This is a genomic window from Pseudomonas sp. FW305-28 (genome assembly GCF_017351395.1).
In the GTDB taxonomy this organism is placed as follows: domain Bacteria; phylum Pseudomonadota; class Gammaproteobacteria; order Pseudomonadales; family Pseudomonadaceae; genus Aquipseudomonas; species Aquipseudomonas fluorescens_AA.
The window spans coordinates 1-21,017 of the sequence record NZ_JACNDD010000114.1; the positions used below are offsets into that span (position 1 = coordinate 1).

A 21,017-nucleotide genomic window follows, 5' to 3' on the forward strand; every position below is an offset into this window, starting at 1 on the left:
GCTCGCTCCCACAGTTTTTTGGGGCGTCTACAAATCCGCAGTCGAACGCAGATCCCATTGTGGGAGCGAGCCTGCTCGCGATAGCGGTGTGACAGTGGACGAAGATGTTGAATGTCAGTCCGCCTTCGCGAGCAAGCTCGCTCCCACAGTTTTTTGGGGCGCCTATAAATCCGCAGCCGAACGCAGACCCCATTGTGGGAGCGAGCTTGCTTGCGATAGCGGTGAGACAGTCGACGAAGATGTTGAATGTCAGTCCGCCTTCGCGAGCAAGCTCGCTCCCACAGTTTTTTGGGGCGTCTACAAATCCGCAGTCGAACGCAGACCCCATTGTGGGAGCGAGCTTGCTCGCGATAGCGGTTCAGTTATCGCCGCTCACTTCTTCAATGCGTCATGGGCCTCCAGGGCTCGCAGGGAATAGATGTACGCCGCGCCGGCATTCAATGACACGGCGGTGGCCAGGGTGGCGGCGATTTCTTCGCGGGTGGCGCCGGCCTTGATGGCGGCGTCGGTGTGTACGCCAATGCAGCCGTCACAGCGGGTGGTGATGGCCACGGCGATGGAGATCAGCTCGCGGGTCTTGGCATCAAGCACGTTGTTTTCAGCCGCGGCTTCGTCCAGGGCCATGTAGGCCTTGACCATCTTCGGATTGCTTTTGCCCAGGGCGCCAAAGGCGCTCTTGATGGTGGGCAGCAGTTCGGACCAGTTATTGAACATAGCGTTGACTCCTGTGAGAGAGGCGGGGAAGTGGGCCCCTGTAGTCTTGACCATCCGTGACGATCAAGCCCGGTTCAGCGGTGAAAAAGATCGGCACGCACGGTTCAGGGCGCCCGGGCCGGCAACAGCTTCAGGGTTGTGCGGGTATTGGCGACCACTTCTTCCTCGGCCAGGTGCGCCTGGTAATAGACCCCTTCGATGTACGCCTCGGCCTGATCCTCGTAATGCTTGTCGAACGGCACGCCGCTCTGGCCGACGGGGTTGATGGTGACGCTATGGCTGGGGTCGGCGAAGTCGATGATGCGCCGGGTCGAAGGCCCGTAGGTCACCGGCCACGGCGCCGGGCCGATTCTGGCGGAGAGGTTGTTGGGCACTTCATGGGTACCTGGGGCCGCAAATGGCCCAACGTTGAAGACACGGTCCAGCGGCTTTTGCTGACCCAGCGGATGACCATGGGTCAGGGTGTGAGCCTTGCCCCATTGCCATTGCGTGGCATCGTCGCCCAGGGTGGCCCGCAGGTGCGCCAGGCTTTTCTTCCAGGCGACGCTCACCGTGTCTGCACGGGTTTCCGTGCCCAGCGTCGTGCGGTCATCCCACCACGGTGAATCCTTCGATGCCGCCAGGCGTGGCAGGGCCGCGTCGATCACCCGGGTCGACAGCGCGGTTTCGAAGAATCCGTCACCCAGTTCATCGTGCAGGGCGGCGTCGGCCAGGTTGAACAGGAACTGGTTGAACAGCGTGGCGCTGATGGAGTCCAGCGGGTAATCGCCCGGCCATTGGGCCAGTTGTTCCACCCATTTGCGTTCCTGCGGGTCGCTGACCACTTCACGTAGCACCGGCAACAACGGCGCGAGCACGCGAGGGCCGTAGGCGGTGGTGGTGCCCAGTTGCAGTTTCTGGGTGGTTAGGATGTCCCATTTCGCCTGCTTGTCGTTGAGCTGCTGGTTGAGTTGCTGACCGCGGTCGGCGGGGTTGTAGTAACCGGGGATTTCGATGCCGCTGGCCGGCACGGGTTGGAAGTTGGCCGAGACGATGTAGCCCCGCGCCGGGTTCTCTTCCTGCGGGTTGCTGCTGAACGGGTAGAAGCCTTCCTTTTCCGACTCCGGGCTGCTGCCATCGAGGATGAACGCGGGTTTCACGCCGGCGGGGCGCTTGGGCAGTTGCGCGGCGGCCCACCAGCCGATATCGCCCTTGGCATTGGCCCACACCACGTTCAGCCCCGGCGCGTGGATCTGGGTCGAGGCGCCACGGGCCTTGGCCAGGGTATCGGCGCGGTTGAGCTGGTAAAAGGCGTCGAGGATCGGGTTGCGACTTTCCAGGAACCCCCACCACATGGCGACCGGGGTCTTGCCGGCGTTCGCACCGAGGACATCGTTGACGATCGGGCCGTGGGGCGACTGGCGCAGCACCAGCGTCACCGGTGCCTGGCCCTTGACCGCGATCTGCTGTTCGCTGCGGGTCATGTCCACCCATTGGCCGCGATACCAGACCTGCTCGGGATTGTCCGGGTTGACCTTCTCGGCGATCAGGTCCAGGTCGTCGTTCTGGAACATGGTGATGCTCCAGCCGAAATCCTTGTTCATGCCCAGCGTGGCGAAGGGCATCAAGGCCTGATAGTGCCCGTAGAGTTCGAAACCTGGCGCGGACAGGTGCGCCTCGTACCACACCGACGGCGTGGAAAAACGGATATGCGGGTCGCCCGCCAGCAACGGCTTGCCGCTGTGGGTACGGCTGCCGGCGACCGCCCAGGCGTTACTGCCCTCGAACTGCGGCAGGCCGTTTTCCGCCAGGGCCTGTTCGCTCAGGCGGGCCAGGGCATTGAGGTCTTTCCAGTCGGCGGCGGCCAGGGCCAGGCCGCGCTTGGGACCGTCGGCCAGCACACCCTGGGGCTGCCAGTCGAGGTCGAAGATGTTCAGGTAATCGGCGCCCAGTTGATCGCGCACGTAGGTCAGCAGCGGTTCGGTACGGAACGCCGCCGCGAAGCTGTAGGCCATGTAGCCGGTGATGCTCACGGTGTCTTCAGCCGTAAAGGGGCGCTTGGGAATGCCCAGCACATCGAACTCCACGGGCCGGGTGTGGCTGTCCTGGTAGGCGTTGATCCCATCCAGGTAGGCCTGCATGGCGACCCAGGCCGGGGATTGCGGGTCTTGTTCGGTCACATAGGCCGCGGCGCGTTCGCGAATGCGCAGGCTGCGCATCAGTTTGTCGGTGTCCAGCAGCTTCGGCCCCAGCACCTCGGCCAGTTCGCCCCGGGCGAGACGACGCATGATCTCCATCTGGAACAGCCGGTCCTGGGCATGGACATAGCCGAGGGCGCGGTACAAGTCGGTTTCGTTCTCGGCGCGGATATGCGGCACACCACGTTCGTCGTAGCGCACCGTCACCGAGCCCTGGAGCCCTTGCACCTGCATCGTGCCCTGGCGGGTGGGCTGCTTGCTGTAGAGGTAGCCGCCCGCAACGATGATCGCGGTGACGATCAATGACAGGAAGGCGATGAGGGTGCGTTTCATGGTGATTCCTTATTCTGATGACAGCGGTTCCATGGTCTCGCTGTTGATTCCCTGTTTAGCATGCCACTGCTTTCCTGCGCATCGCCCCTCGGAGGGATTACTTATTCTTTGGCAGATGTGTCCTTGTCCCACGGACAATAACAACCCACCGCCATCGTATGGGTCGCATTGACCGTCCGACCAGCGCTCAACGCTTCGAGAATCGGCTCGATGAAGCTGTTGCTCGAATTGCACGTCAGGCCTTCACTGTAGGGGCCGAAGTACGCCAGTTGGCCGCTGCGATCCCAGATCGCCACCGCTGGGCTGGCAGGAATCTGGCTTGAACCCGGAAGCGCCGGCAGGGTTTTCAGGCTGTTCAAGGTGGCTGGCAGTTGACCTTGGCTGCCGGCTTTTTGTACGGCATAAAACTCAACGCCTTGCGGTACATACTTATCGATCAGTTCGGCAAGGTGCTGCTGGTTGCCAACGTTGCACGGGCACGCCGGGTCCCAGAAATGCACCAGGCGGATCGCGCCAGGGCCGGCCAGGTCGGCGGGCAGGCGCAGAGGGTCGCCGGAAAACACCGCGGTGTGTTGACTGAAGGCCCGCAGGAAACGGCCCTGGAACCAGTCGTAGGCCACCCACAAGACGACGGCGCACCCGAGGGCGAGCAGGCTGGCAAGCAAGGTCGTGCGGTGGGTCGGGCGCATGGAGTCGATCCTCTGAAGCCGCGTAGCTTGCCATGCTTGCCGCGACAGATGAATATCGCAGGCCTGTAAAGTCTGTTTCGCGCGATGCGCCCATGCCTGGAAACCTTGATGCCTGCCACTTTCGACCCCGATCTCCTGCGTGCCAGCCTGCAACCGCTGGCCCAGTGGCAAGCCCTGTCCGAGCAAGCCCAGGCTTACCAGCGGTTCTACGGGCTGGATTTTCCCCAGCGCAGTGTGCGCAAAGGGTTGGGACGTTTCGAGGTGGGCGGGTATGAGGTCGTCAGCCAAGTCTGGTGGCCGGAAAAGGCCGTGGCGACGTTGTTTGTGTTCCACGGTTACTACGACCACATGGGGTTGTACCGGCACTTGATCGAGTGGGCCCTGGAGCAGAAGTTCGCGGTGATCGCCTGCGACCTGCCGGGCCATGGCCTGTCCAGCGGCGAACGCGCCAGCATCGAGGATTTCGCCGAGTACCAGGCCACCTTGCAAGGGTTGTTGGCCGAGGCCGCGACGCTGGACCTGCCGCACCCCTGGCACCTGTGCGGGCAGAGCACCGGCGGGGCGATTGTGGTCGATCACGTGCTCAACCACGGCGCGCAGAGCCCGGCCCAGGGCCAGGTCATCCTGCTGTCACCCCTGGTACGGCCACGGGCCTGGGGCTGGTCGCGCCTGAGTTATTACTTGCTCAAGCCGTTTGTGACGGGTATCGCCCGGCGTTTCAGTGAGAACTCCACCGACCCGCAGTTTCTGCCATTTCTGCAAGCCGACCCGCTGCAACCGCTGCGCCTGCCTACTGCCTGGGTGGGGGCATTGGCGCGATGGATCAAGCGTATCGAAGCGGCCCCGAGCAGTTCGCGCCAGCCCTTGATCGTGCAGGGGCAGGCGGACATGACGGTGGACTGGACGCACAACCTGCAAGTGCTGCGCAGCAAGTTCGACCGGCCGCAGGTGTTGATGTTGCCGCAGGGGCGGCATCACCTGGCCAATGAGGCCTTGGCGTTGCGGCAGGAGATGTTTGGGTTTCTGACCAAGCGGATGAGTCGGGTTCGGCGGTGACCGGGCTATTGCTATCGCGAGCAAGCTCGCTCCCACATTGGACCTTTGGTGCTCGCGAAACCTGAGTTCACTCAAGCCCCTTGTGGGAGCGAGCTCGCTCGCGATAGCGGTGCTGAACTATTGCCCGAGCGTCTGCCCCACCGCCAACCCCGCCCGGATCGCCGCCAAAGCCGCCTGGTAATAAGCCTGGCCCTCGGCCGATTCGGCGAAGGTGGCGAACTCTTCCAGCTCGGTGTCCGACAGGTCGCGGTAGACGTAGAGCAGGGTGTTGTTCAGGTCCGCGCCGATCTGCTCCATCAGTCGCTGGCGCTGGCCGTTGAGCATGCCTTGGGCCTGGCCGGCCCCCAGCAGGCCGGGGATCATCGAACTCAGGCTGTCGGCCGCCACGCCGGCGATCGCCAGGCTGACTTCGGCGCCGGCTTCGCGGGCGGGCAGGGCCTGGGCCAGGTGGCCGATGATCAGCAGGCGGTTGTCGCTGGCTTGCATCTTCGGCAAGCCCTTGGCGTTTTTCGCCAATTGATCGCGCCGGGTCGCCAGCAACTCGGCCGCCACGACCTTGCGGCCCAGGGGCGACTGGAAAAAGGCCAGGGCCGGGTTCGGGTCTCGAAGCTTGCTGCGTATTTGTGCCTCGGCCCGCTGGTCCATGGCCTGGGGGGCGAAACGTTGATTGCTGTTGTTGACCAGGGCCTGGAACACCGCCGGCGGCAGGCTGCTCTGATAGCGCTGCTGGGCGGCGCTCAAGGCATCATTGAAATGCGCCCGCTGTTCCGGCCAGCCGGCGACCTTGTACAACTGGTCGTAGCTGTCTGCCCAGGCGGGCAAAACGCAGAACATCAACAGTGAGAAAAGCAAACGGCGCATAGGGACTCCTGTCAGCAGCCGACTATTCTCCGTGGGGTGTGGGGTCTTGTCGAGAATTCGTATCAAGTTCGTACGGTGTTGCTATCCGACGCAGCGAACCCGCTGCGTGGCGCTGTCGGTTTTGCAGGCACAGGCATACTATGCGCGCCATGCAAATACCTTCTGATCACCCGCTGCTGTTACGTATCGTCGACGACCTGGCCGAGCGCGGCTGGTCGCAGCAGAACCTCTTCCTGCCGGACGCGCTGACCCGTGCCCTGGCGGCCGAATGCCGTCAGCGTGCCGCCGAGGGCGAGCTGGCTCCGGCAGCGGTCGGGCGCGGGCCGTTCTCGGAGATTCGCGAAGGCATTCGGGGTGATCGCATCCAGTGGATCGAACCCGGCCAGGCACCAGCCTGCGACCGTTACCTGGGGTTGATGGACAGCCTGCGCGAGGCGATGAATCGCGGGCTGTTCCTGGGGCTGGAGGATTTCGAAAGCCATTTCGCCCTGTACCCGCCCGGTGCGTTTTACCTCAAGCATGTCGACCGCTTTCGCGATGACGACCGACGCGCGGTGTCTGCGGTGCTCTACCTCAATGACGATTGGCTGCCGGAGCACGGCGGCCAGTTGCGCATGTATCTGGAGGATGGCGTGGAGCGTGATGTGGTGCCCATCGGCGGTTGCCTGGTGGTGTTCCTGTCGGGGGATATCCCCCACGAAGTACTGCCGGCCACCCGGGATCGCCTGTCCTTGACGGGGTGGTTCCGACGCCGCGGCAACGAGTTGTTCTGACGATGGAAAAGATCCTGGTCAGTCGCTGCCTGCTCGGCCATCGCGTGCGCTACGACGGCGGTGCCAGCGGGCCGTTCGATCAGCTTCAGCACTGGCTCGACGAAGGCCGGATCGTGGCGCTGTGCCCGGAAGTCGCCGGCGGCCTGCCCACGCCCCGGGCGGCGGCGGAGATTCCCGGCGGGCAGGGTGGACAAGTGCTCGACGGCCACGCAGCCGTGATCACTACCGACGGTGAAGATGTCAGTGCGCAGTTTTTGTCGGGCGCGTATCAAGCGCTGGAACAGGTGCGTGAACACGGCATCCGTATCGCCGTGCTCAAGGCCAACAGCCCGTCGTGCGGCAATCTGCTGACCTATGACGGGACGTTCAGCGGTGTGAAGGTCAGTGGCGAAGGCGTGACGGCGGCGTTGCTCAAGCGCCATGGGGTGCAAGTGTTCAGTGAGCTGGAGTTGGCTGAAGCGGCGGCGGCCCTCAAGGCCTTGAACAACGATTGATGGATTGCTTTTGTGGCGAGGGAGCTTGCTCCCGCTGGGCCACGAAATGCTGAAGCGCGGTAGGCCTGACACACCAAGGTGTCAGGTTTTGGGGTTGCTTCGCAACCCAGCGGGAGCAAGCTCCCTCGCCACAGGTCTTGTGTGCTTGCCAGAGGGTTTTGTGTCGCTTAGAGCTGCTCGGCCAACTGCTCGATCAGCTCCTGGCGTTCTGCCTGGCTCAACCGCGCCTGGGGATTGAGGGATGACCATTGTGGATGCGCCCGGGCCTTGTTCAGGGCGTCGGGCAGCTTGCCCTCGCGCCAGGTCTTGTCCTGGGGCGTGGCGATGCGGATGCTGTCCATCGCCGCGTGGCCGCGCAGGTTGAGGGCTTGCAGCAATTGTCGTTGGCGCAGGGCCAGCAGGCGCAGCACGCCATCGTCCACCGTCAGTTCCCGTTGCCCCTTGAGCTTGCCCATCAGCCGGTTGCCGTAGCTGCGGGCGGTTTGCAGGGTGCCGCCGACAATGGCCCCGGCCAGGGCGGCGGCACCGAGGGTCAGGCCGCCCACCAGCAAGTCCACGCCAGCGCCGGCCGCCGCGCCTGCCGCGATTCCGCCGCCGACGCGTACGCCCAGTTGCTTGAGGGTCTCGGGGTTGAACAAATCATCGCCCCAGCGTCCGTCGAGCAGCGGCAGGTCGCTGGCGGCCGCGTCCTGGGGGCGGAACGCGTAGAGCTTGAGCAGGGCTTCGACGCAGCGCTGTTCGCGCTGACGCACCGCGTTGCGCAGCTCACTGATGGCCTCGCGTTCCAGCTCGGCATCACTGGCCACGCTGCGTCGGCAGGCGGCGCAGTCGATCAGCAATTCGGCGATCAAGCGCGCCGCGCTCTGCTGGCGGGCCAGGCGTTGGGCCTGTTGGTCGGCGACCAGTCGCTCCAGTTGCCCGCGGGCGCTTTCCAGCAACAACGCGAGGCTTTCATACAGGCGCCGCTCGCCGTCCTCGGGCGGGGCGACGCTGTCAAAACGCACCAGGGCGTGCAGCCCCAATCGCGCCAGGGCTTCGCGCCAGTCGGGCTCGCGATGGTGGGCGCTGCTGACGAAATTCAATACCGGCAGCAGCGGTTTGCCACAACTGGCGAGGACTTCCAATTCATCGCGGTACTTGGCCAGCACCGGCTCACGGGCATCGATCACATACAGCCCGGCGTCGCTGGCGAGCAATTGTCGCAGCACCTTGGCTTCCTGTTCGAAGCGTTGCCGCGCCTCGCTGCCCTCGAGGAAGCGAGCCAGGCGCGCCGGGCCGTCCAGGCGTTCGCCAGGGCGTTCCAGGCGCTCGAGGTAATCGAGCAGGGCGATGGCGTCTTCCAGGCCCGGCGTGTCGTACAGCTCCAGCAGCGCTTCGCCATCCACCGACAACCGTGCGCCCTCGACGTGCCGGGTGGTGCTCGGACGGTGGGACACCTCACCGAAGCCGACGTCCCGAGTCAGGGTGCGTAGCAGGGAGGTCTTGCCGACGTTGGTATGGCCGACCACGGCCAGCTTCAACGGCTTCATGGGTTCAGTCATGGCCGGTCTCCAGCCAGTTCAAGGGCATGCAGTCGGCGAAGGGTAGCTGCAACTGCTGCAGCGCGTTGTGCCAGTCGCCCAGGCGTTCGGCGTCCAGGGCTTCGCCGGGCGGCGCCTGCAACAGCCAGACGCGGGTGGCGCTGGCGCTGCGGGCCAGCTCGGCGATCAGTGCCAGGCTGCCCCGGTCCGGTGAACGGCGTGGGTCACAGGCAATGGCCAGGCGTGCGGGTGGAAAGCGCGACAGTTGCTCCAGGAGTTTGTGGCGCGACTCGCGGCTGTCGAGAATGCCGGCGCTTTTCACGGTTTCGGGCAGTTTGGGCGGCCAGGGCCGATCGTCCAGTTCGATCGCCACCAGCAGCGCGCCGTCGCTGTCCATCGCGCCGACGGCACTTTCGATGGGGTGCAACTGCGCGGGTGCGGCGTCGTTGACGCCCAGGCGCTCGCTGCTGGGCATCAGCCGTTCACGCAGTTGGGCGTAGCCCGGCAGGTTCAAATCCAGGTGCAATGTGGCGCGACCGCGTCGCCAGCGCCACAAGCACAGCAACGCCAGGCCCAGGCGCGGCAGCACGCCATAGACCAGCAGCACGCCGACCAGCCAGGCGGCCCAGGCCTGGCGGGCGCTTTCGATGGCCAGGGCGCCGTCGCCGCTGGCGCGGATCATCTCCACCGTCGGCACACTGAAGCCCAACAGGGCAGGCAACGCGCCGAGGCCACGGGTCATGGCGACGAAGGTCTCGCTGCCGAGGAGGGTGGTTTCCCAGACAAAGCCATAGCGCCGGGTCGCCATCAGCATCAGTAGGATGACCAGCGCGCTGAGCATCGCCAGCAACCACACGCCGTTGACCAGCGCACCGAGGGCCCAGCGGTTGAGCTTGTGCCGTTGCAGCAACAGAAGCAGGGCCGGTGCCAGTTGGGCGGCCTTGGCATCCCGGGCGAGTTTTTCGCTGAGCCACAGCCACAGGCGCCCCAGCGCTGCACCTTGCTCGCCCGCGAAGAACAGGCCCAGGACCCAACCGACGAGCAGGATCAGGTTCAGCCCCAAAAGACTGCCCAGGGCCCAGAACACATTGACCGGGGCCTGGCCGTCGCCGAGGGCGGCGAACCCGAGGCCGGCGCCGCTGATGATGGCGAGCACCGCCAGCACGATCAGCGCCAGGCGTGCCCCTTGCAGCCAATGGCGCAGGGCTTGGGTGAGGCCATCGCGCTCGGCCAGCCAGCGGGCGCGGTGGCGGATGCGGGTGCAAAGATCGCCGCCTGCCGCGCGGGCCAGGCGATTGGCTTCCTGGTCCTCGAGGGGGCCGGCGTGTTCTTCACGCAGGCGGATCGTCTCGGTCAACCAGAGGTTCTGCAGTGCTGTCACGGGGGCTTCCGTTGCTCGAATGAGGGTTGAGCATAACCGCTGTGATGCCTGTCGGGGTACGCCGGGCCTCTGGTATCCTCGCGGCCATGAACAAAACTCTCCCCTTAAGCCTGATCGCAGCCCTCGGTGAAAACCGCGTGATCGGCGTCGACAACAGCATGCCCTGGCACCTGCCGGGGGATTTCAAATACTTCAAGGCCACCACCTTGGGCAAGCCGATCATCATGGGACGCAAGACCTGGGATTCCCTCGGCCGCCCGCTGCCCGGGCGCTTGAACATCGTGGTCAGTCGCCAGCCGGACCTGGTGCTGGAAGGTGCGGAAGTGTTTTCCACCCTGGAGGCCGCAGTCGCGCGGGCCGAGGCCTGGGCACTGGAGCAGGGCGTCGATGAGCTGATGTTGATCGGCGGCGCCCAGCTGTACGCCCAGGCCCTGGCGCAGGCGGATCGACTGTACCTGACCCGCGTGGCGCTGAGCCCGGAGGGGGATGCCTGGTTTCCGGAATTTGATTCGAGCCAGTGGGCGTTGGTCTCGAACCAGCCGAACCCGGCGGAAGGGGACAAGCCGGCCTACAGCTTTGAGGTGTGGGAGAAGCTGTAAGCCCTGTGGGAGCATGCCTGTGGGAGCAAGGCTTGCCCGCGATGAAAGCGACGCGGTCTTCCATGGACCGAGGCGCCCGGATCGCGAGCAAGCTTTGCTCCCACAGGTGTCAGGCAGTCAAGCGTGCACCAACTCCCCATGCTCCTCGGCATCGAGCAAGGCCTTGTCAGTCTGCTGCATCACCTGGCTGGTAATCGCCCCGGCGGTGATCGAGCCACTGACGTTCAACGCCGTACGGCCCATGTCGATCAATGGCTCGACGGAAATCAGCAAGGCGACCAGCGCGACCGGCAAGCCCATGGCCGGCAGCACGATCAGCGCGGCGAACGTCGCGCCGCCACCGACCCCGGCCACCCCGGCTGAACTCAACGTCACGATCGCCACCAGCGTCGCGATCCAGACCGGATCCAGCGGGTTGATGCCCACCGTCGGTGCGACCATCACCGCGAGCATGGCCGGATAAAGGCCGGCGCAACCGTTCTGGCCGATGGTGGCGCCGAACGAGGCGCTGAAGCTGGCAATCGCCCGTGGGATGCCGAGGCGGCTGGTCTGGGCTTCGATGCTCAACGGGATGGTGGCGGCGCTGGAGCGGCTGGTGAAGGCGAAGGTCAGCACCGGCCAGATCTTGCGGAAGAAGCGCAACGGGTTGATCCCGGCCGCAGACACCAACAGGCCATGGACCACGAACATCAGGCCCAGCCCGAGGTACGACACCACGACAAAACTGCCGAGCTTGATGATGTCTTGCAGGTTGGAACCGGCCACCACCTTGGTCATCAGCGCCAGCACACCGTACGGCGTCAGCTTCATCACCAGGCGCACCAGGCGCGTCACCCAGCTTTGCAGGGTGTCGATGGCGTTGATCACTTTCTGGCCTTTCTCCACGTCATCCTTGAGCAACTGCAACGCCGCGACACCGAGGAACGCGGCGAAGATCACCACGCTGATGATCGACGTCGGCTTGGCCCGCGCCAGGTCGGCAAAGGGGTTTTGCGGAATGAACGAAAGCAGCAGTTGTGGGATGTTCAGGTCGGCGACCTTGCCGGCGTAGTCGCTCTGGATCACTTGCAGGCGTGCCAGTTCCTGAGTGCCGGCCACCAGGCCTTCGGCGGTGAGGCCGAACAGGTTGGTCAGGCCGATGCCGATCAGCGCGGCGATGGCGGTGGTGAACAGCAGCGTGCCAATGGTCAGGAAGCTGATCTTGCCCAGGGACGAGGCGTTGTGCAGGCGGGCCACGGCGCTGAGGATCGAAGCGAAGACCAGCGGGATCACGATCATTTGCAACAATTGTACGTAGCCGTTGCCCACCAGGTCGAACCAGCCGATCGAGGCCTTGAGGACCGGATTGCCGGCGCCATAAATCGTGTGCAGGGCGATACCGAACACCACGCCCAGCACCAGTGCCAGCAGCACTTTCTTGGCCAGGCTCCAGGTGCTATGACGGGTTTGCGCCAGGCCGAACAGCAAGGCGAGGAATACCAGCAGATTGAGGATCAGCGGCAGATTCATCAAGAGAGCTCCATCAGACTTGTGCCAGTCGCCTGAAGCCGCGACTGCGAACCGGGGAGCCTAACAGCCTGATAACTAATGAATTAATACTAAAAAAGCATGTAGATTGTCGTTTATGGAATAAGGCAATGACGTTTACGGATACGCGGCTGGCGTGATCACGATGTAAGCGGTCGCCCACAGGCGAGGACTGTCACAAGCATTTGTTAGCGTCGGATTCTTTGAACCCGGGAGAAATGCCGATGAAACTCGCACCTCGTTTTCTCGCTGTCGCCTTGAGTCTTGGCCTCGCTGGCCAGGTGCTCGCCACCGAACTCAAGCACTGGCCGGCGGAACAGGCCAAGGCCCTGGACGCGATGATCGCGGCCAACGCCAACAAGGGTAACTACGCGGTGTTCGACATGGACAACACCAGTTACCGCTACGACCTTGAGGAGTCGTTGCTGCCGTTCATGGAGAACAAGGGCCTCATCACCCGGGAAAGCCTGGACCCGTCCTTGAAGCTGATGCCGTTCAAGGACACGGCCGACCACAAGGAAAGCCTGTTCAGTTACTACTACCGCCTGTGCGAAGTGGATGACATGGTCTGCTATCCGTGGGTGGCTCAGGTGTTCTCGGGCTTTACGCTCAAGGAGCTCAAGGGCTATGTCGATGAGCTGATGGCGTCCGGCAAGCCGGTGCCGACCACCTATTACGATGGCGACAAGGTGGTCCAGTACAACGTCAACCCGCCGAAAGTCTTCACCGGGCAGGCCGAGCTGTACAACAAGTTGATGGAAAACGGCATCGAGGTCTATGTCATGACCGCCGCTTCCGAAGAGCTGGTACGCATGGTCGCCGCGGACCCGAAATACGGCTACAACCTCAAGCCGCAGAACGTGATCGGCGTGACCACGTTGCTCAAGGACCGCAAGACCGGCGAACTGACCACCGCCCGCAAGCAGATCACCGCGGGTAAATATGACGAGAAGGCCAACCTCGGCCTGGAATACACGCCGTACCTGTGGACCCCGGCGACCTGGATGGCCGGCAAGCACGCGGCGATCCTGACGTACATCGATGAATGGAAAAAACCGGTGCTGGTGGCCGGTGACACGCCAAGCAGCGACGGCTACATGCTGTTCCACGATGTGGACGTAGCCAAGGGCGGGATTCACCTGTGGGTCAACCGCAAGGACAAATACATGACCCAGATTAACGGGATGATGGCCAAGCACGCCGCCGCCCAGGCCAAGGAAGGGTTGCCGGTTACCGCGGACAAGAACTGGGTGATCGTCAAGCCGGAAGATATCCAGTAAGCCCCACACCCTGTGGGAGCGAGCTTGCTCGCGATGGCGTCGGATCAGTAGCATCCTTGTTGGCTGACACACCACCATCGCGAGCAAGCTCGCTCCCACATTGATTGTCGGCGTTCTCAGGATTTGCGCTCATCGCTAAAAAAATGCCCCGCACTTGGCGGGGCATTTTTTACTGCGACTAACGACGCTTACAGGCCGTCAAGCATCGCCTTGTTACGCACCGCACCCTTGTCGGCGCTGGTGGCGAGCAGGGCGTAGGCCTTGAGGGCCGTGGTGACTTTGCGCGGACGCACTTCCACCGGCTTCCAGCCCTTGTTGTCCTGTTCGATGCGGCGCCCGGCCAGTTCTTCGTCGCTGATCAACAGGTTGATCGAGCGGTTCGGAATGTCGATCAGGACCTTGTCGCCATCGCGCACCAGGCCGATGGCACCGCCAGCCGCCGCTTCCGGCGAAGCGTGGCCGATGGACAGGCCCGAGGTGCCGCCGGAGAACCGGCCATCGGTCAGCAAGGCGCAGGCTTTGCCCAGGCCTTTGGACTTCAGGTAGGACGTCGGGTAGAGCATTTCCTGCATGCCCGGGCCGCCTTTCGGACCTTCGTAGCGAATGATCACGATGTCGCCGGCCTTCACTTCGTCGGCGAGGATGCCGCGTACGGCGCTGTCCTGGCTTTCGAAAATCTTCGCGTTGCCTTCGAACACATGGATCGACTCGTCGACGCCGGCGGTCTTCACCACGCAGCCATCCAGGGCGATGTTGCCGTAGAGCACGGCCAGGCCGCCCTCCTGGGAGTACGCGTGCTCGACGCTACGGATGCAGCCGTTTTCACGGTCGTCGTCCAGCGTATCCCAGCGGGTCGACTGGCTGAACGCGGTTTGCGTCGGGATGCCCGCCGGGCCGGCCTTGAAGAAGTGATGCACGGCCTCGTCGGTGGTCTGGGTGATGTCCCACTTGGCGATGGCCTCGGCCATGCTCTTGCTGTGCACGGTCGGCAGGTCGGTGTGCAACAGGCCGCCACGGGCCAGGGAACCGAGGATGCTGAAGATCCCGCCGGCACGGTGCACGTCTTCCATGTGGTACTTCTGGATGTTCGGCGCGACCTTGCACAGTTGCGGCACGTGACGGGACAGGCGGTCGATGTCGCGCAGGTCGAAATCGATCTCGGCTTCCTGGGCCGCGGCCAGCAAGTGCAGGATGGTGTTGGTGGAACCGCCCATGGCGATGTCCAGGGTCATGGCGTTTTCGAACGCCTTGAAGTTGGCGATGTTGCGCGGCAACACCGACTCGTCGTTTTCGCCGTAGTAGCGCTTGCACAGCTCGACGATGGTCCGGCCGGCCTGCAGGAACAACTGCTCGCGATCGCTGTGGGTGGCCAGGGTCGAGCCGTTGCCCGGCAGGGCCAGGCCCAGGGCTTCGGTCAGGCAGTTCATCGAGTTGGCGGTGAACATGCCGGAGCACGAACCGCAGGTCGGGCAGGCGCTGCGCTCGTACTCGGCAACCTTCTCGTCAGAGGCGCTGGAGTCGGCGGCGATCACCATGGCATCGACCAGGTCGAGGCCGTGGCTGGCGAGCTTGGTCTTGCCGGCTTCCATCGGGCCGCCGGAAACGAAGATCACCGGGATGTTCAGGCGCAGGGCGGCCATGAGCATGCCCGGGGTGATCTTGTCGCAGTTGGAAATGCACACGATGGCGTCGGCGCAGTGGGCGTTGACCATGTATTCGACGGAGTCGGCGATGATCTCGCGGCTCGGCAGCGAATAGAGCATGCCGTCGTGGCCCATGGCGATGCCGTCGTCCACGGCGATGGTGTTGAATTCCTTGGCAACGCCGCCGACGCGTTCGATTTCCCGGGCAACCAGTTGGCCGAGGTCCTTGAGGTGGACGTGGCCGGGTACGAACTGGGTGAAGGAGTTGGCAATGGCGATGATCGGCTTCTTGAAGTCGTCATCCTTCATCCCCGTGGCGCGCCACAAGGCACGGGCGCCGGCCATGTTGCGGCCATGGGTGGATGTTTTCGAGCGGTAATCAGGCATGGAGCACTCCGGGCGGCTAATCAGGTACTTATCAGGTATCAATGGGGAAGTGAGCTTCTGTCGACGTCTGGAGCACCCGGGTTTGGCCGTGTGTCCGGAAGTGGCCGATGACTTTGCAGGATCGCTGCGCGCCTCGGCATGAGCTCATAAACCCGCCGGGGATGAATGGCGATGAATGCCACGATTCTACACCGCTGGCGCCAGGATGAAATGACGCAAAGCGCTGATCGGGCGCCAATGTCGTGCACGGGATGACGACTGGCAGGGTTCAGCCGGCCAACAGCCCCCTGTCACGCTGCCGGACCAGGGCATTGAGCGCCAGCCCCAGCAGGCTGAGCAAGACCAGGCACAGGGCCAGGGTGAGTTGCAAGTCCAGCGGGGTGAGGCTGATCGCGGCACTGGTCAGCCCGCCGACGATGAAGATCAGCACGCTGCCGGCGGAGGCGGATGTGCCGGCCCGCCCGGGAAATCTGTTCATGGCTTGGGTGTGGGCGGCTGCGCGGGCGATGGTCGTCCCGGTGGTGCACACGATCATGGGCAGTAACAGGGTGGTGACTGACAACCCCAGTTGATTGGCAAGCCCCAGCATCAGGAGGCCTGCGGCGAGGATCAGGGCCAGCCCGGTGATGATTTGCGTCTGTGGATCGATTCGATTGCTCAGCACGGACGCCACCGCGCCCCCGCCGATGTAGGCCAGCCCATAGCCCAGCAGCGCCAGGGAAAAAGCCTCGGGGGAGAGGCGCAACTGGTCGATCAGGACCAGCGGCGAAATGACGATGAACGAAAAATGGCAGGAAAAAGCCAGCGCCGAAGTTAACCAATAGGCCATGAAGCTGAAGTCGCCGCAGACCTTTCGATAGGATGCGATGAAATCCAGGCGCCTGGGTTGGCTGTCTGCCACAGGGCGTTGAAGTAAACGACTGGCGCTGATGAATGCACCGATTGCCAGGGCAATGAACACCAGGAAGCTGCCTCGCCAGCCCATCCAGCTTTGCAGCCCGGTGCCGGCCAGGGGCGAAACGGAAATGAAAATCCCCCCGCAGGTGACCAGAAAGATCCGCAGGCGCTGCTGTTCCCGGCCGGTGAACAGGTCTTGGATCAGCGCTTGGGACAGCACGAAGCAACCGCACCCCAAGGCCTGGACGACACGCAAGAACAGAAAGGCCCCGTAACCGTCGGCGAGCACGCAACCGGCGGCTCCCACGGCGGAAACGGTGATTCCGATCAACAGCAGGTTTTTCCGGCCCATGACGTCGGAGAGCGGGCCGACCAGCAGTTGGGAAAGGGCAATCCCCACCGCGAACAGGCTGACAGACAGGGCAATGTCCGCGGATGAGCGTTCGAAATGCTCGGACAGGGCGGGGAACGAGGGCAGCACGACATCGATGGGAAAGACGCCGAGCAGTGTCAGCGTCAGCAACAAGCCGACGGTGGCTGGTTTGCGGGCAGCCAGGCGATTTTGCGGATCAGTCATTGACGAGGTCCAAGGCGTACCTGAGGGGCGCTTTCAATCCTAATGCGTCATGCCCGCCGGGCGCGGGGAGATTGAGTAGGAAGGCTCTGGTAATTGCGTGGGAGTTCTCCTGCGGACTTATTCAGACGCGCAAAAAAAATCGCAGCCGAGGCCGCGATCAGAATGCGATTCGAGTGCGCGGGGCGCAGCGCTGCGGCACTGGCCCCGCCTGGTGTCAGCTGTTGGGCAACAACCGGCAGGTGATGCTCTTGATGTAGCGGGTCTCGGCGATGGCCGGGTGTACCGGGTGGTCTGGCCCCTGGCCGCCGCGTTCGAGCAGTTGGATGTTGCGGTCCAGATGACGGGCGCTGGTCAGCAGGATGTTTTGCAGGTCGTCTTCGGGCAGGTGCATCGAGCACGACGCGCTGACCAGGATGCCGTCCTTGCTGAGCAGGCGCATGGCTTGCTCGTTGAGACGGCGATAGGCGCCTTCGCCGTTCTTCAGGTCCTTCTTGCGCTTGATGAAGGCCGGTGGGTCGGCCACGATCACGTCGAAACGTTCTTCGCTGGCCTTGAGTTCCTTCAGGGCCTCGAACACGTCGCCTTCGATGCAGGTCAGCTTCTCGGCGAAGCCGTTCAACGCGGCGTTGCGCTCGACACCGTCGAGGGCGAAGGCCGAGGCATCGACGCAGAATACTTCACTGGCGCCGAACGCCGCGGCTTGCACGCCCCAGCCGCCGATGTAGCTGAACAGGTCCAGCACGCGCTTGCCCTTGGCGTACGGGGCCAGGCGGGCGCGGTTCATGCGGTGGTCGTAGAACCAGCCGGTTTTCTGGCCTTCCATGACCGGCGCTTCGAATTTCACACCGTTCTCTTCCAGGGCCACCCATTCCGGCACCAGGCCGAACACGGTCTCGACGTAGCGGTTCAGGCCCTCGGCGTCACGGGCCGCGGAGTCGTTCTTGAACAGGATGCCGCAGGGCTTGAGCACCTGGGTCAGGGCGGCGATCACGTCGTCCTTGTGGGCTTCCATGGTGGCCGAGGCGATCTGCACCACCAGGATGTCGCCGAAACGGTCGACCACCAGGCCTGGCAACAGGTCGGAGTCACCGTAGACCAGGCGATAGAACGGCTTGTCGAACAGCCGCTCGCGCAGGGACAACGCCACGTTGAGGCGATGCACCAGCAGGGACTTGTCCAGTGGCAGCTTCACGTCACGGGACAGCAGCCGGGCGCAGATCAGGTTGTTGGGGCTCATCGCAACGATGCCCAACGGCTTGCCGCCGGCGGCTTCGAGGACGGCCTGGTCGCCGGCCTTGAAGCCGTGCAGGGGCGTCGCGGCCACATCGATTTCGTTGCTGTAGACCCACAGGTGGCCGGCGCGCAGGCGACGGTCGGCGTTGGCTTTGAGGCGCAGGCTAGGCAGGGACATGACGTCGCTCCGGAAAAAAGAGCGGGAGTATACCGTGTTGCAAGGGTTGACGGGCTTGAAGGACGATCGGTGGCCCGGCGGTGTATCGGATCCATCTTTAAGGGTTAGAATCCCCGCCTGACCCGGAGTGTGTACTCATGTCCAAAGAACTTTCCGCCGAACAGATCCAACAGTCCCTGCAAGGGATCAGTGTGCCGCCCCAGCCGCAGATCATGGTGGATCTGCAGATGGAGCAGTACATGCCCGACCCGGACCTGGAGACCATCGCCAAGTTGATCTCCCAGGACCCGGGTCTCTCGGGAGCCTTGCTCAAGATCGTCAACTCGCCGTATTACGGGCTGCGCAACAAGATCACCTCGATCCAGCGCGCGGTGAACCTGCTGGGCAGCCGTTCGATCATCAACCTGATCAATGCGCAGTCGATCAAGGGCGAACTGCACGACGATGCCATCGTGACCCTGAACCGTTTCTGGGATACGGCCCAGGACGTGGCGATGACCTGCCTGACCCTGGCCAAGCGCGTCGGCCTGGAGAACGGTGACGAAGCCTATGCCTTGGGGTTGTTCCACGACTGCGGCGTGCCGTTAATGCTCAAGCAGTTCCCCAACTACATGAGTGTGCTGGAGGAGGCCTACGCCAATGCCAGCGCCGAGTGCCGGGTGGTGGACACCGAGAACCGCGTGTTCAACACCAACCATGCGGTGGTCGGTTACTACACCTCCAAATCCTGGCGCCTGCCGGATCACGTCAGCCAGGCGATCGCCAACCACCACAATGCCCTGGCGGTCTTCAGCGACGACTCTTCACGCAACAACAGCCAGTTGAAAAACCTGCTGGCGATCCTGAAGATGTCCGAGAACATCTGTGCGTCCCACCGGGTGCTCGGCAACCAGGCCGAAGACCACGAGTGGGATAGCGTCGGGAGCCTGGTGCTCGACTACATCGGTTTGTCGGAATACGACTTCCAGACCCAGAAACAGGAAATTCGCGACCTCGCCTCTCGTTGAGTGCGTGGCGTCGCCTGACGCGAGAACCTCATGCCAGAACTGCCGGAAGTCGAAACCACCCGTCGCGGCATCGCGCCCCATCTTGAAGGCCAGCGGGTCAGTCGCGTGGTGGTCCGTGACCGCCGCCTGCGCTGGCCGATCCCGGAAGATCTCGACGTGCGGCTCTCGGGCCAGCGCATCGTGCAGGTGGAGCGGCGGGCCAAGTACCTGCTGATCAATGCCGAGGTCGGCACGTTGATCAGCCATCTGGGCATGTCCGGCAACCTGCGGCTGGTGGAGGTCGGCATGCCGGCCCTCAAGCATGAGCACGTGGACATCGAGCTGGAGTCCGGCCTGGCCTTGCGCTACACCGACCCTCGTCGCTTCGGCGCGATGCTCTGGAGCCTCGACCCGCTCAATCACGAGCTGTTGATTCGCCTCGGCCCCGAGCCACTGACCGACCTGTTCGATGGCGAACGGCTGTTCCAGCTGTCGCGGGGGCGTTCCATGGCGGTCAAGCCGTTCATCATGGACAACGCGGTGGTGGTGGGCGTGGGCAATATCTACGCGACCGAGGCGCTGTTCGCCGCCGGGATCGACCCGCGTCGGGCTGCCGGAGGCATTTCCCGGGGGCGTTACCTGAAGCTGGCGATCGAGATCAAGCGCATCCTCGCCCATGCCATCGAGCGCGGCGGCACCACGTTGCGGGATTTCATCGGTGGGGACGGCCAGCCCGGCTATTTCCAGCAGGAGCTGTTCGTCTACGGCCGGGGCGGGGAATTGTGCAAGGTCTGTGGCACGGGGCTGCGGGAAATCCGCCTGGGCCAGCGCGCCAGTGTCTGGTGCCCACGCTGCCAGAGCTGATTCGTCCGACGGTCTATAGTCAGTAGTCATATTGATTTAGCCGAAGGATCGCCCGATGAAACCGCTTCGACCTGTCGTTCTAGCGCTGCTGCTGAGTGTCGGTTTGCCTGCCCTGGCAAACAGCGGCAGCGGCGACCCGCGCTACACCATCCAGAATCCGCCGGCCTTCGCCATGCTCGGTGACCTGCTGATCGCCCGCCCGCTGCTGCTCGCCGCTACGGTGATCGGGGCTGGGGCATTCGTGGTGTCGTTGCCCTTTACCGCGCTGGGCGGCGGGGTCGGCGATGCGGGGAAGGCGTTGGTGGTGGACCCTGCCAGGGCCACGTTCGTGCGGTGCCTGGGGTGTGTGGGGGAGGGTTTTGAGCGGCAGGAGTGAGGCGGGCAGCTGGAGCTTGGGTATTGCTGCTGGCCTCATCGCGAGCAAGCTCGCTCCCACAGGGATCTGCTGTGGTTACACCATTCGTGCCTGAAGCAAAGCTCCTGTGGGAGCGAGCTTGCTCGCGATGGGGCCTGTGGGGCCGCCTAAAAGCTCAATCCTTGCCAGTAATCTTGCGATATTTCGCCATCAACTGCTCTTCAGTCTCCGGATGAGCCTCGTCCAGCGGGATGCAATCCACCGGGCAAACCTGCTGGCACTGGGGTTCGTCGTAGTGGCCGACGCACTGGGTGCACAGGTTCGGGTCGATGACGTAGATCTCCTCGCCTTGGGAAATGGCCTCGTTCGGGCATTCGGGTTCGCAGACGTCGCAATTGATGCAGTCGTCGGTGATGATCAGGGACATGCAGGCTCCTGCCGGGGCGTTGGGCCCGGGCATCTGAAAACGTATGGGCGCAATTGTGCCGCATTG

At 63.8% G+C, this 21,017-nt stretch carries 19 protein-coding genes; 8 read left to right on the forward strand and 11 right to left on the reverse strand.

The annotated features are described in order from the left end of the window. Window positions 1-372: 372 nt before the first annotated feature. From J4E53_RS22430 to J4E53_RS22440, 3 genes are all read right to left on the reverse strand, one after another. A complete protein-coding gene (locus tag J4E53_RS22430) occupies window positions 373-714 on the reverse strand; it encodes a carboxymuconolactone decarboxylase family protein (protein ID WP_014340738.1) in 342 nt (113 codons plus the stop codon). A 104-nt stretch (window positions 715-818) separates the two neighbouring features. Further along, window positions 819-3,224 (reverse strand): penicillin acylase family protein, encoded by a 2,406-nt coding sequence (locus J4E53_RS22435; RefSeq protein WP_103309866.1) that lies wholly within the window; start codon window positions 3,222-3,224, stop codon window positions 819-821. 101 nt (window positions 3,225-3,325) lie between these two features. Beyond that, window positions 3,326-3,913, reverse strand: a complete 588-nt coding sequence (locus J4E53_RS22440) for a DUF6436 domain-containing protein (protein ID WP_060740164.1) — start codon at window positions 3,911-3,913, stop codon at window positions 3,326-3,328. A 108-nt stretch (window positions 3,914-4,021) separates the two neighbouring features. Here J4E53_RS22440 and J4E53_RS22445 point away from each other — a divergent pair, with 108 nt between their 5' ends. Continuing rightward, complete coding sequence (locus tag J4E53_RS22445) at window positions 4,022-4,969, forward strand: alpha/beta hydrolase (RefSeq protein WP_103309864.1); 948 nt, start codon at window positions 4,022-4,024, stop codon at window positions 4,967-4,969. Window positions 4,970-5,086: 117 nt separating this feature from the next. On the opposite strand, the gene J4E53_RS22450 is transcribed toward J4E53_RS22445, so the two are convergent. After that, window positions 5,087-5,830 (reverse strand): DUF2059 domain-containing protein, encoded by a 744-nt coding sequence (locus J4E53_RS22450; RefSeq protein WP_103309862.1) that lies wholly within the window; start codon window positions 5,828-5,830, stop codon window positions 5,087-5,089. Window positions 5,831-5,970: 140 nt separating this feature from the next. Between J4E53_RS22450 and J4E53_RS22455 the strand changes: the two genes are divergently transcribed. Both J4E53_RS22455 and J4E53_RS22460 read left to right on the forward strand, forming a co-directional pair. Continuing rightward, complete coding sequence (locus J4E53_RS22455) at window positions 5,971-6,603, forward strand: 2OG-Fe(II) oxygenase (protein ID WP_060740168.1); 633 nt, start codon at window positions 5,971-5,973, stop codon at window positions 6,601-6,603. A 2-nt stretch (window positions 6,604-6,605) separates the two neighbouring features. After that, window positions 6,606-7,097, forward strand: a complete 492-nt coding sequence (locus J4E53_RS22460; RefSeq protein WP_103309860.1) for a DUF523 domain-containing protein — start codon at window positions 6,606-6,608, stop codon at window positions 7,095-7,097. Window positions 7,098-7,264: 167 nt separating this feature from the next. Here the strand turns inward: J4E53_RS22460 and J4E53_RS22465 are convergent, their stop codons facing one another. Next, window positions 7,265-8,638, reverse strand: coding sequence for a GTPase/DUF3482 domain-containing protein (locus J4E53_RS22465; RefSeq protein WP_103309858.1), 1,374 nt, complete (start codon window positions 8,636-8,638; stop codon window positions 7,265-7,267). Then, window positions 8,631-9,998: a DUF2868 domain-containing protein gene (locus J4E53_RS22470; RefSeq protein ID WP_103309857.1), complete on the reverse strand. Its 1,368-nt coding sequence runs from the start codon at window positions 9,996-9,998 to the stop codon at window positions 8,631-8,633. The genes J4E53_RS22465 and J4E53_RS22470 overlap by 8 nt, the downstream gene beginning before the upstream one ends. Window positions 9,999-10,084: 86 nt before the next feature. On the opposite strand from J4E53_RS22470, the gene J4E53_RS22475 reads away from it, so the two are divergent. Then, a complete protein-coding gene (locus J4E53_RS22475; RefSeq protein WP_103309868.1) occupies window positions 10,085-10,597 on the forward strand; it encodes a dihydrofolate reductase in 513 nt (170 codons plus the stop codon). A gap of 117 nt (window positions 10,598-10,714) precedes the next feature. On the opposite strand, the gene J4E53_RS22480 is transcribed toward J4E53_RS22475, so the two are convergent. Beyond that, window positions 10,715-12,106: an L-cystine transporter gene (locus J4E53_RS22480; RefSeq protein WP_060740172.1), complete on the reverse strand. Its 1,392-nt coding sequence runs from the start codon at window positions 12,104-12,106 to the stop codon at window positions 10,715-10,717. A gap of 242 nt (window positions 12,107-12,348) precedes the next feature. Between J4E53_RS22480 and J4E53_RS22485 the strand changes: the two genes are divergently transcribed. Further along, the gene (locus tag J4E53_RS22485; protein ID WP_060740173.1) at window positions 12,349-13,404 is read left to right on the forward strand and encodes a phosphorylcholine phosphatase; all 1,056 of its coding nucleotides are present in this window, start codon (window positions 12,349-12,351) and stop codon (window positions 13,402-13,404) included. 188 nt (window positions 13,405-13,592) lie between these two features. Here the strand turns inward: J4E53_RS22485 and ilvD are convergent, their stop codons facing one another. The 3 genes from ilvD to J4E53_RS22500 form a co-directional block, all read right to left on the reverse strand. After that, entirely contained in the window at window positions 13,593-15,434 is a 1,842-nt protein-coding gene (gene ilvD, locus J4E53_RS22490; protein WP_060740174.1) for a dihydroxy-acid dehydratase, read from the reverse strand. 268 nt (window positions 15,435-15,702) lie between these two features. Continuing rightward, on the reverse strand, window positions 15,703-16,908 hold the full coding sequence (locus tag J4E53_RS22495) for an MFS transporter (protein WP_103309855.1): 1,206 nt from the start codon (window positions 16,906-16,908) through the stop codon (window positions 15,703-15,705). A 214-nt stretch (window positions 16,909-17,122) separates the two neighbouring features. Next, a complete protein-coding gene (locus J4E53_RS22500; protein WP_103309853.1) occupies window positions 17,123-18,319 on the reverse strand; it encodes a class I SAM-dependent rRNA methyltransferase in 1,197 nt (398 codons plus the stop codon). Window positions 18,320-18,510: 191 nt separating this feature from the next. On the opposite strand from J4E53_RS22500, the gene J4E53_RS22505 reads away from it, so the two are divergent. Genes J4E53_RS22505 through J4E53_RS22515 form a run of 3 tightly spaced genes read left to right on the forward strand, consistent with a single transcriptional unit; the run spans window position 18,511 to window position 20,545 of the window. Next, a complete protein-coding gene (locus J4E53_RS22505; protein WP_162491253.1) occupies window positions 18,511-19,326 on the forward strand; it encodes an HDOD domain-containing protein in 816 nt (271 codons plus the stop codon). Window positions 19,327-19,356: 30 nt separating this feature from the next. Continuing rightward, entirely contained in the window at window positions 19,357-20,169 is an 813-nt protein-coding gene (gene mutM, locus J4E53_RS22510) for a bifunctional DNA-formamidopyrimidine glycosylase/DNA-(apurinic or apyrimidinic site) lyase (protein ID WP_060740178.1), read from the forward strand. Window positions 20,170-20,224: 55 nt separating this feature from the next. Beyond that, a complete protein-coding gene (locus tag J4E53_RS22515; RefSeq protein ID WP_060740179.1) occupies window positions 20,225-20,545 on the forward strand; it encodes a hypothetical protein in 321 nt (106 codons plus the stop codon). A gap of 154 nt (window positions 20,546-20,699) precedes the next feature. Here the strand turns inward: J4E53_RS22515 and J4E53_RS22520 are convergent, their stop codons facing one another. Then, window positions 20,700-20,951: a YfhL family 4Fe-4S dicluster ferredoxin gene (locus J4E53_RS22520; protein ID WP_060740180.1), complete on the reverse strand. Its 252-nt coding sequence runs from the start codon at window positions 20,949-20,951 to the stop codon at window positions 20,700-20,702. Between the last annotated feature and the right edge of the window lie 66 nt (window positions 20,952-21,017).

What these genes read in the sequence shown, in the direction of transcription:
- J4E53_RS22445 (WP_103309864.1), top strand. Translation starts at nt 4,022, where the DNA reads ATGCCTGCCACTTTCGACCCCGATCTCCTGCGTGCCAGCCTGCAACCG.
- J4E53_RS22500 (WP_103309853.1), bottom strand. Translation starts at nt 18,319, where the DNA reads ATGTCCCTGCCTAGCCTGCGCCTCAAAGCCAACGCCGACCGTCGCCTG.
- J4E53_RS22480 (WP_060740172.1), bottom strand. Translation starts at nt 12,106, where the DNA reads ATGAATCTGCCGCTGATCCTCAATCTGCTGGTATTCCTCGCCTTGCTG.
- J4E53_RS22430 (WP_014340738.1), bottom strand. Translation starts at nt 714, where the DNA reads ATGTTCAATAACTGGTCCGAACTGCTGCCCACCATCAAGAGCGCCTTT.
- mutM (WP_060740178.1), top strand. Translation starts at nt 19,357, where the DNA reads ATGCCAGAACTGCCGGAAGTCGAAACCACCCGTCGCGGCATCGCGCCC.
- J4E53_RS22460 (WP_103309860.1), top strand. Translation starts at nt 6,606, where the DNA reads ATGGAAAAGATCCTGGTCAGTCGCTGCCTGCTCGGCCATCGCGTGCGC.
- J4E53_RS22440 (WP_060740164.1), bottom strand. Translation starts at nt 3,913, where the DNA reads ATGCGCCCGACCCACCGCACGACCTTGCTTGCCAGCCTGCTCGCCCTC.
- J4E53_RS22435 (WP_103309866.1), bottom strand. Translation starts at nt 3,224, where the DNA reads ATGAAACGCACCCTCATCGCCTTCCTGTCATTGATCGTCACCGCGATC.
- J4E53_RS22475 (WP_103309868.1), top strand. Translation starts at nt 10,085, where the DNA reads ATGAACAAAACTCTCCCCTTAAGCCTGATCGCAGCCCTCGGTGAAAAC.
- J4E53_RS22450 (WP_103309862.1), bottom strand. Translation starts at nt 5,830, where the DNA reads ATGCGCCGTTTGCTTTTCTCACTGTTGATGTTCTGCGTTTTGCCCGCC.
- J4E53_RS22495 (WP_103309855.1), bottom strand. Translation starts at nt 16,908, where the DNA reads ATGACTGATCCGCAAAATCGCCTGGCTGCCCGCAAACCAGCCACCGTC.
- J4E53_RS22520 (WP_060740180.1), bottom strand. Translation starts at nt 20,951, where the DNA reads ATGTCCCTGATCATCACCGACGACTGCATCAATTGCGACGTCTGCGAA.
- J4E53_RS22515 (WP_060740179.1), top strand. Translation starts at nt 20,225, where the DNA reads ATGAAACCGCTTCGACCTGTCGTTCTAGCGCTGCTGCTGAGTGTCGGT.
- J4E53_RS22455 (WP_060740168.1), top strand. Translation starts at nt 5,971, where the DNA reads ATGCGCGCCATGCAAATACCTTCTGATCACCCGCTGCTGTTACGTATC.
- J4E53_RS22485 (WP_060740173.1), top strand. Translation starts at nt 12,349, where the DNA reads ATGAAACTCGCACCTCGTTTTCTCGCTGTCGCCTTGAGTCTTGGCCTC.
- J4E53_RS22465 (WP_103309858.1), bottom strand. Translation starts at nt 8,638, where the DNA reads ATGACTGAACCCATGAAGCCGTTGAAGCTGGCCGTGGTCGGCCATACC.
- ilvD (WP_060740174.1), bottom strand. Translation starts at nt 15,434, where the DNA reads ATGCCTGATTACCGCTCGAAAACATCCACCCATGGCCGCAACATGGCC.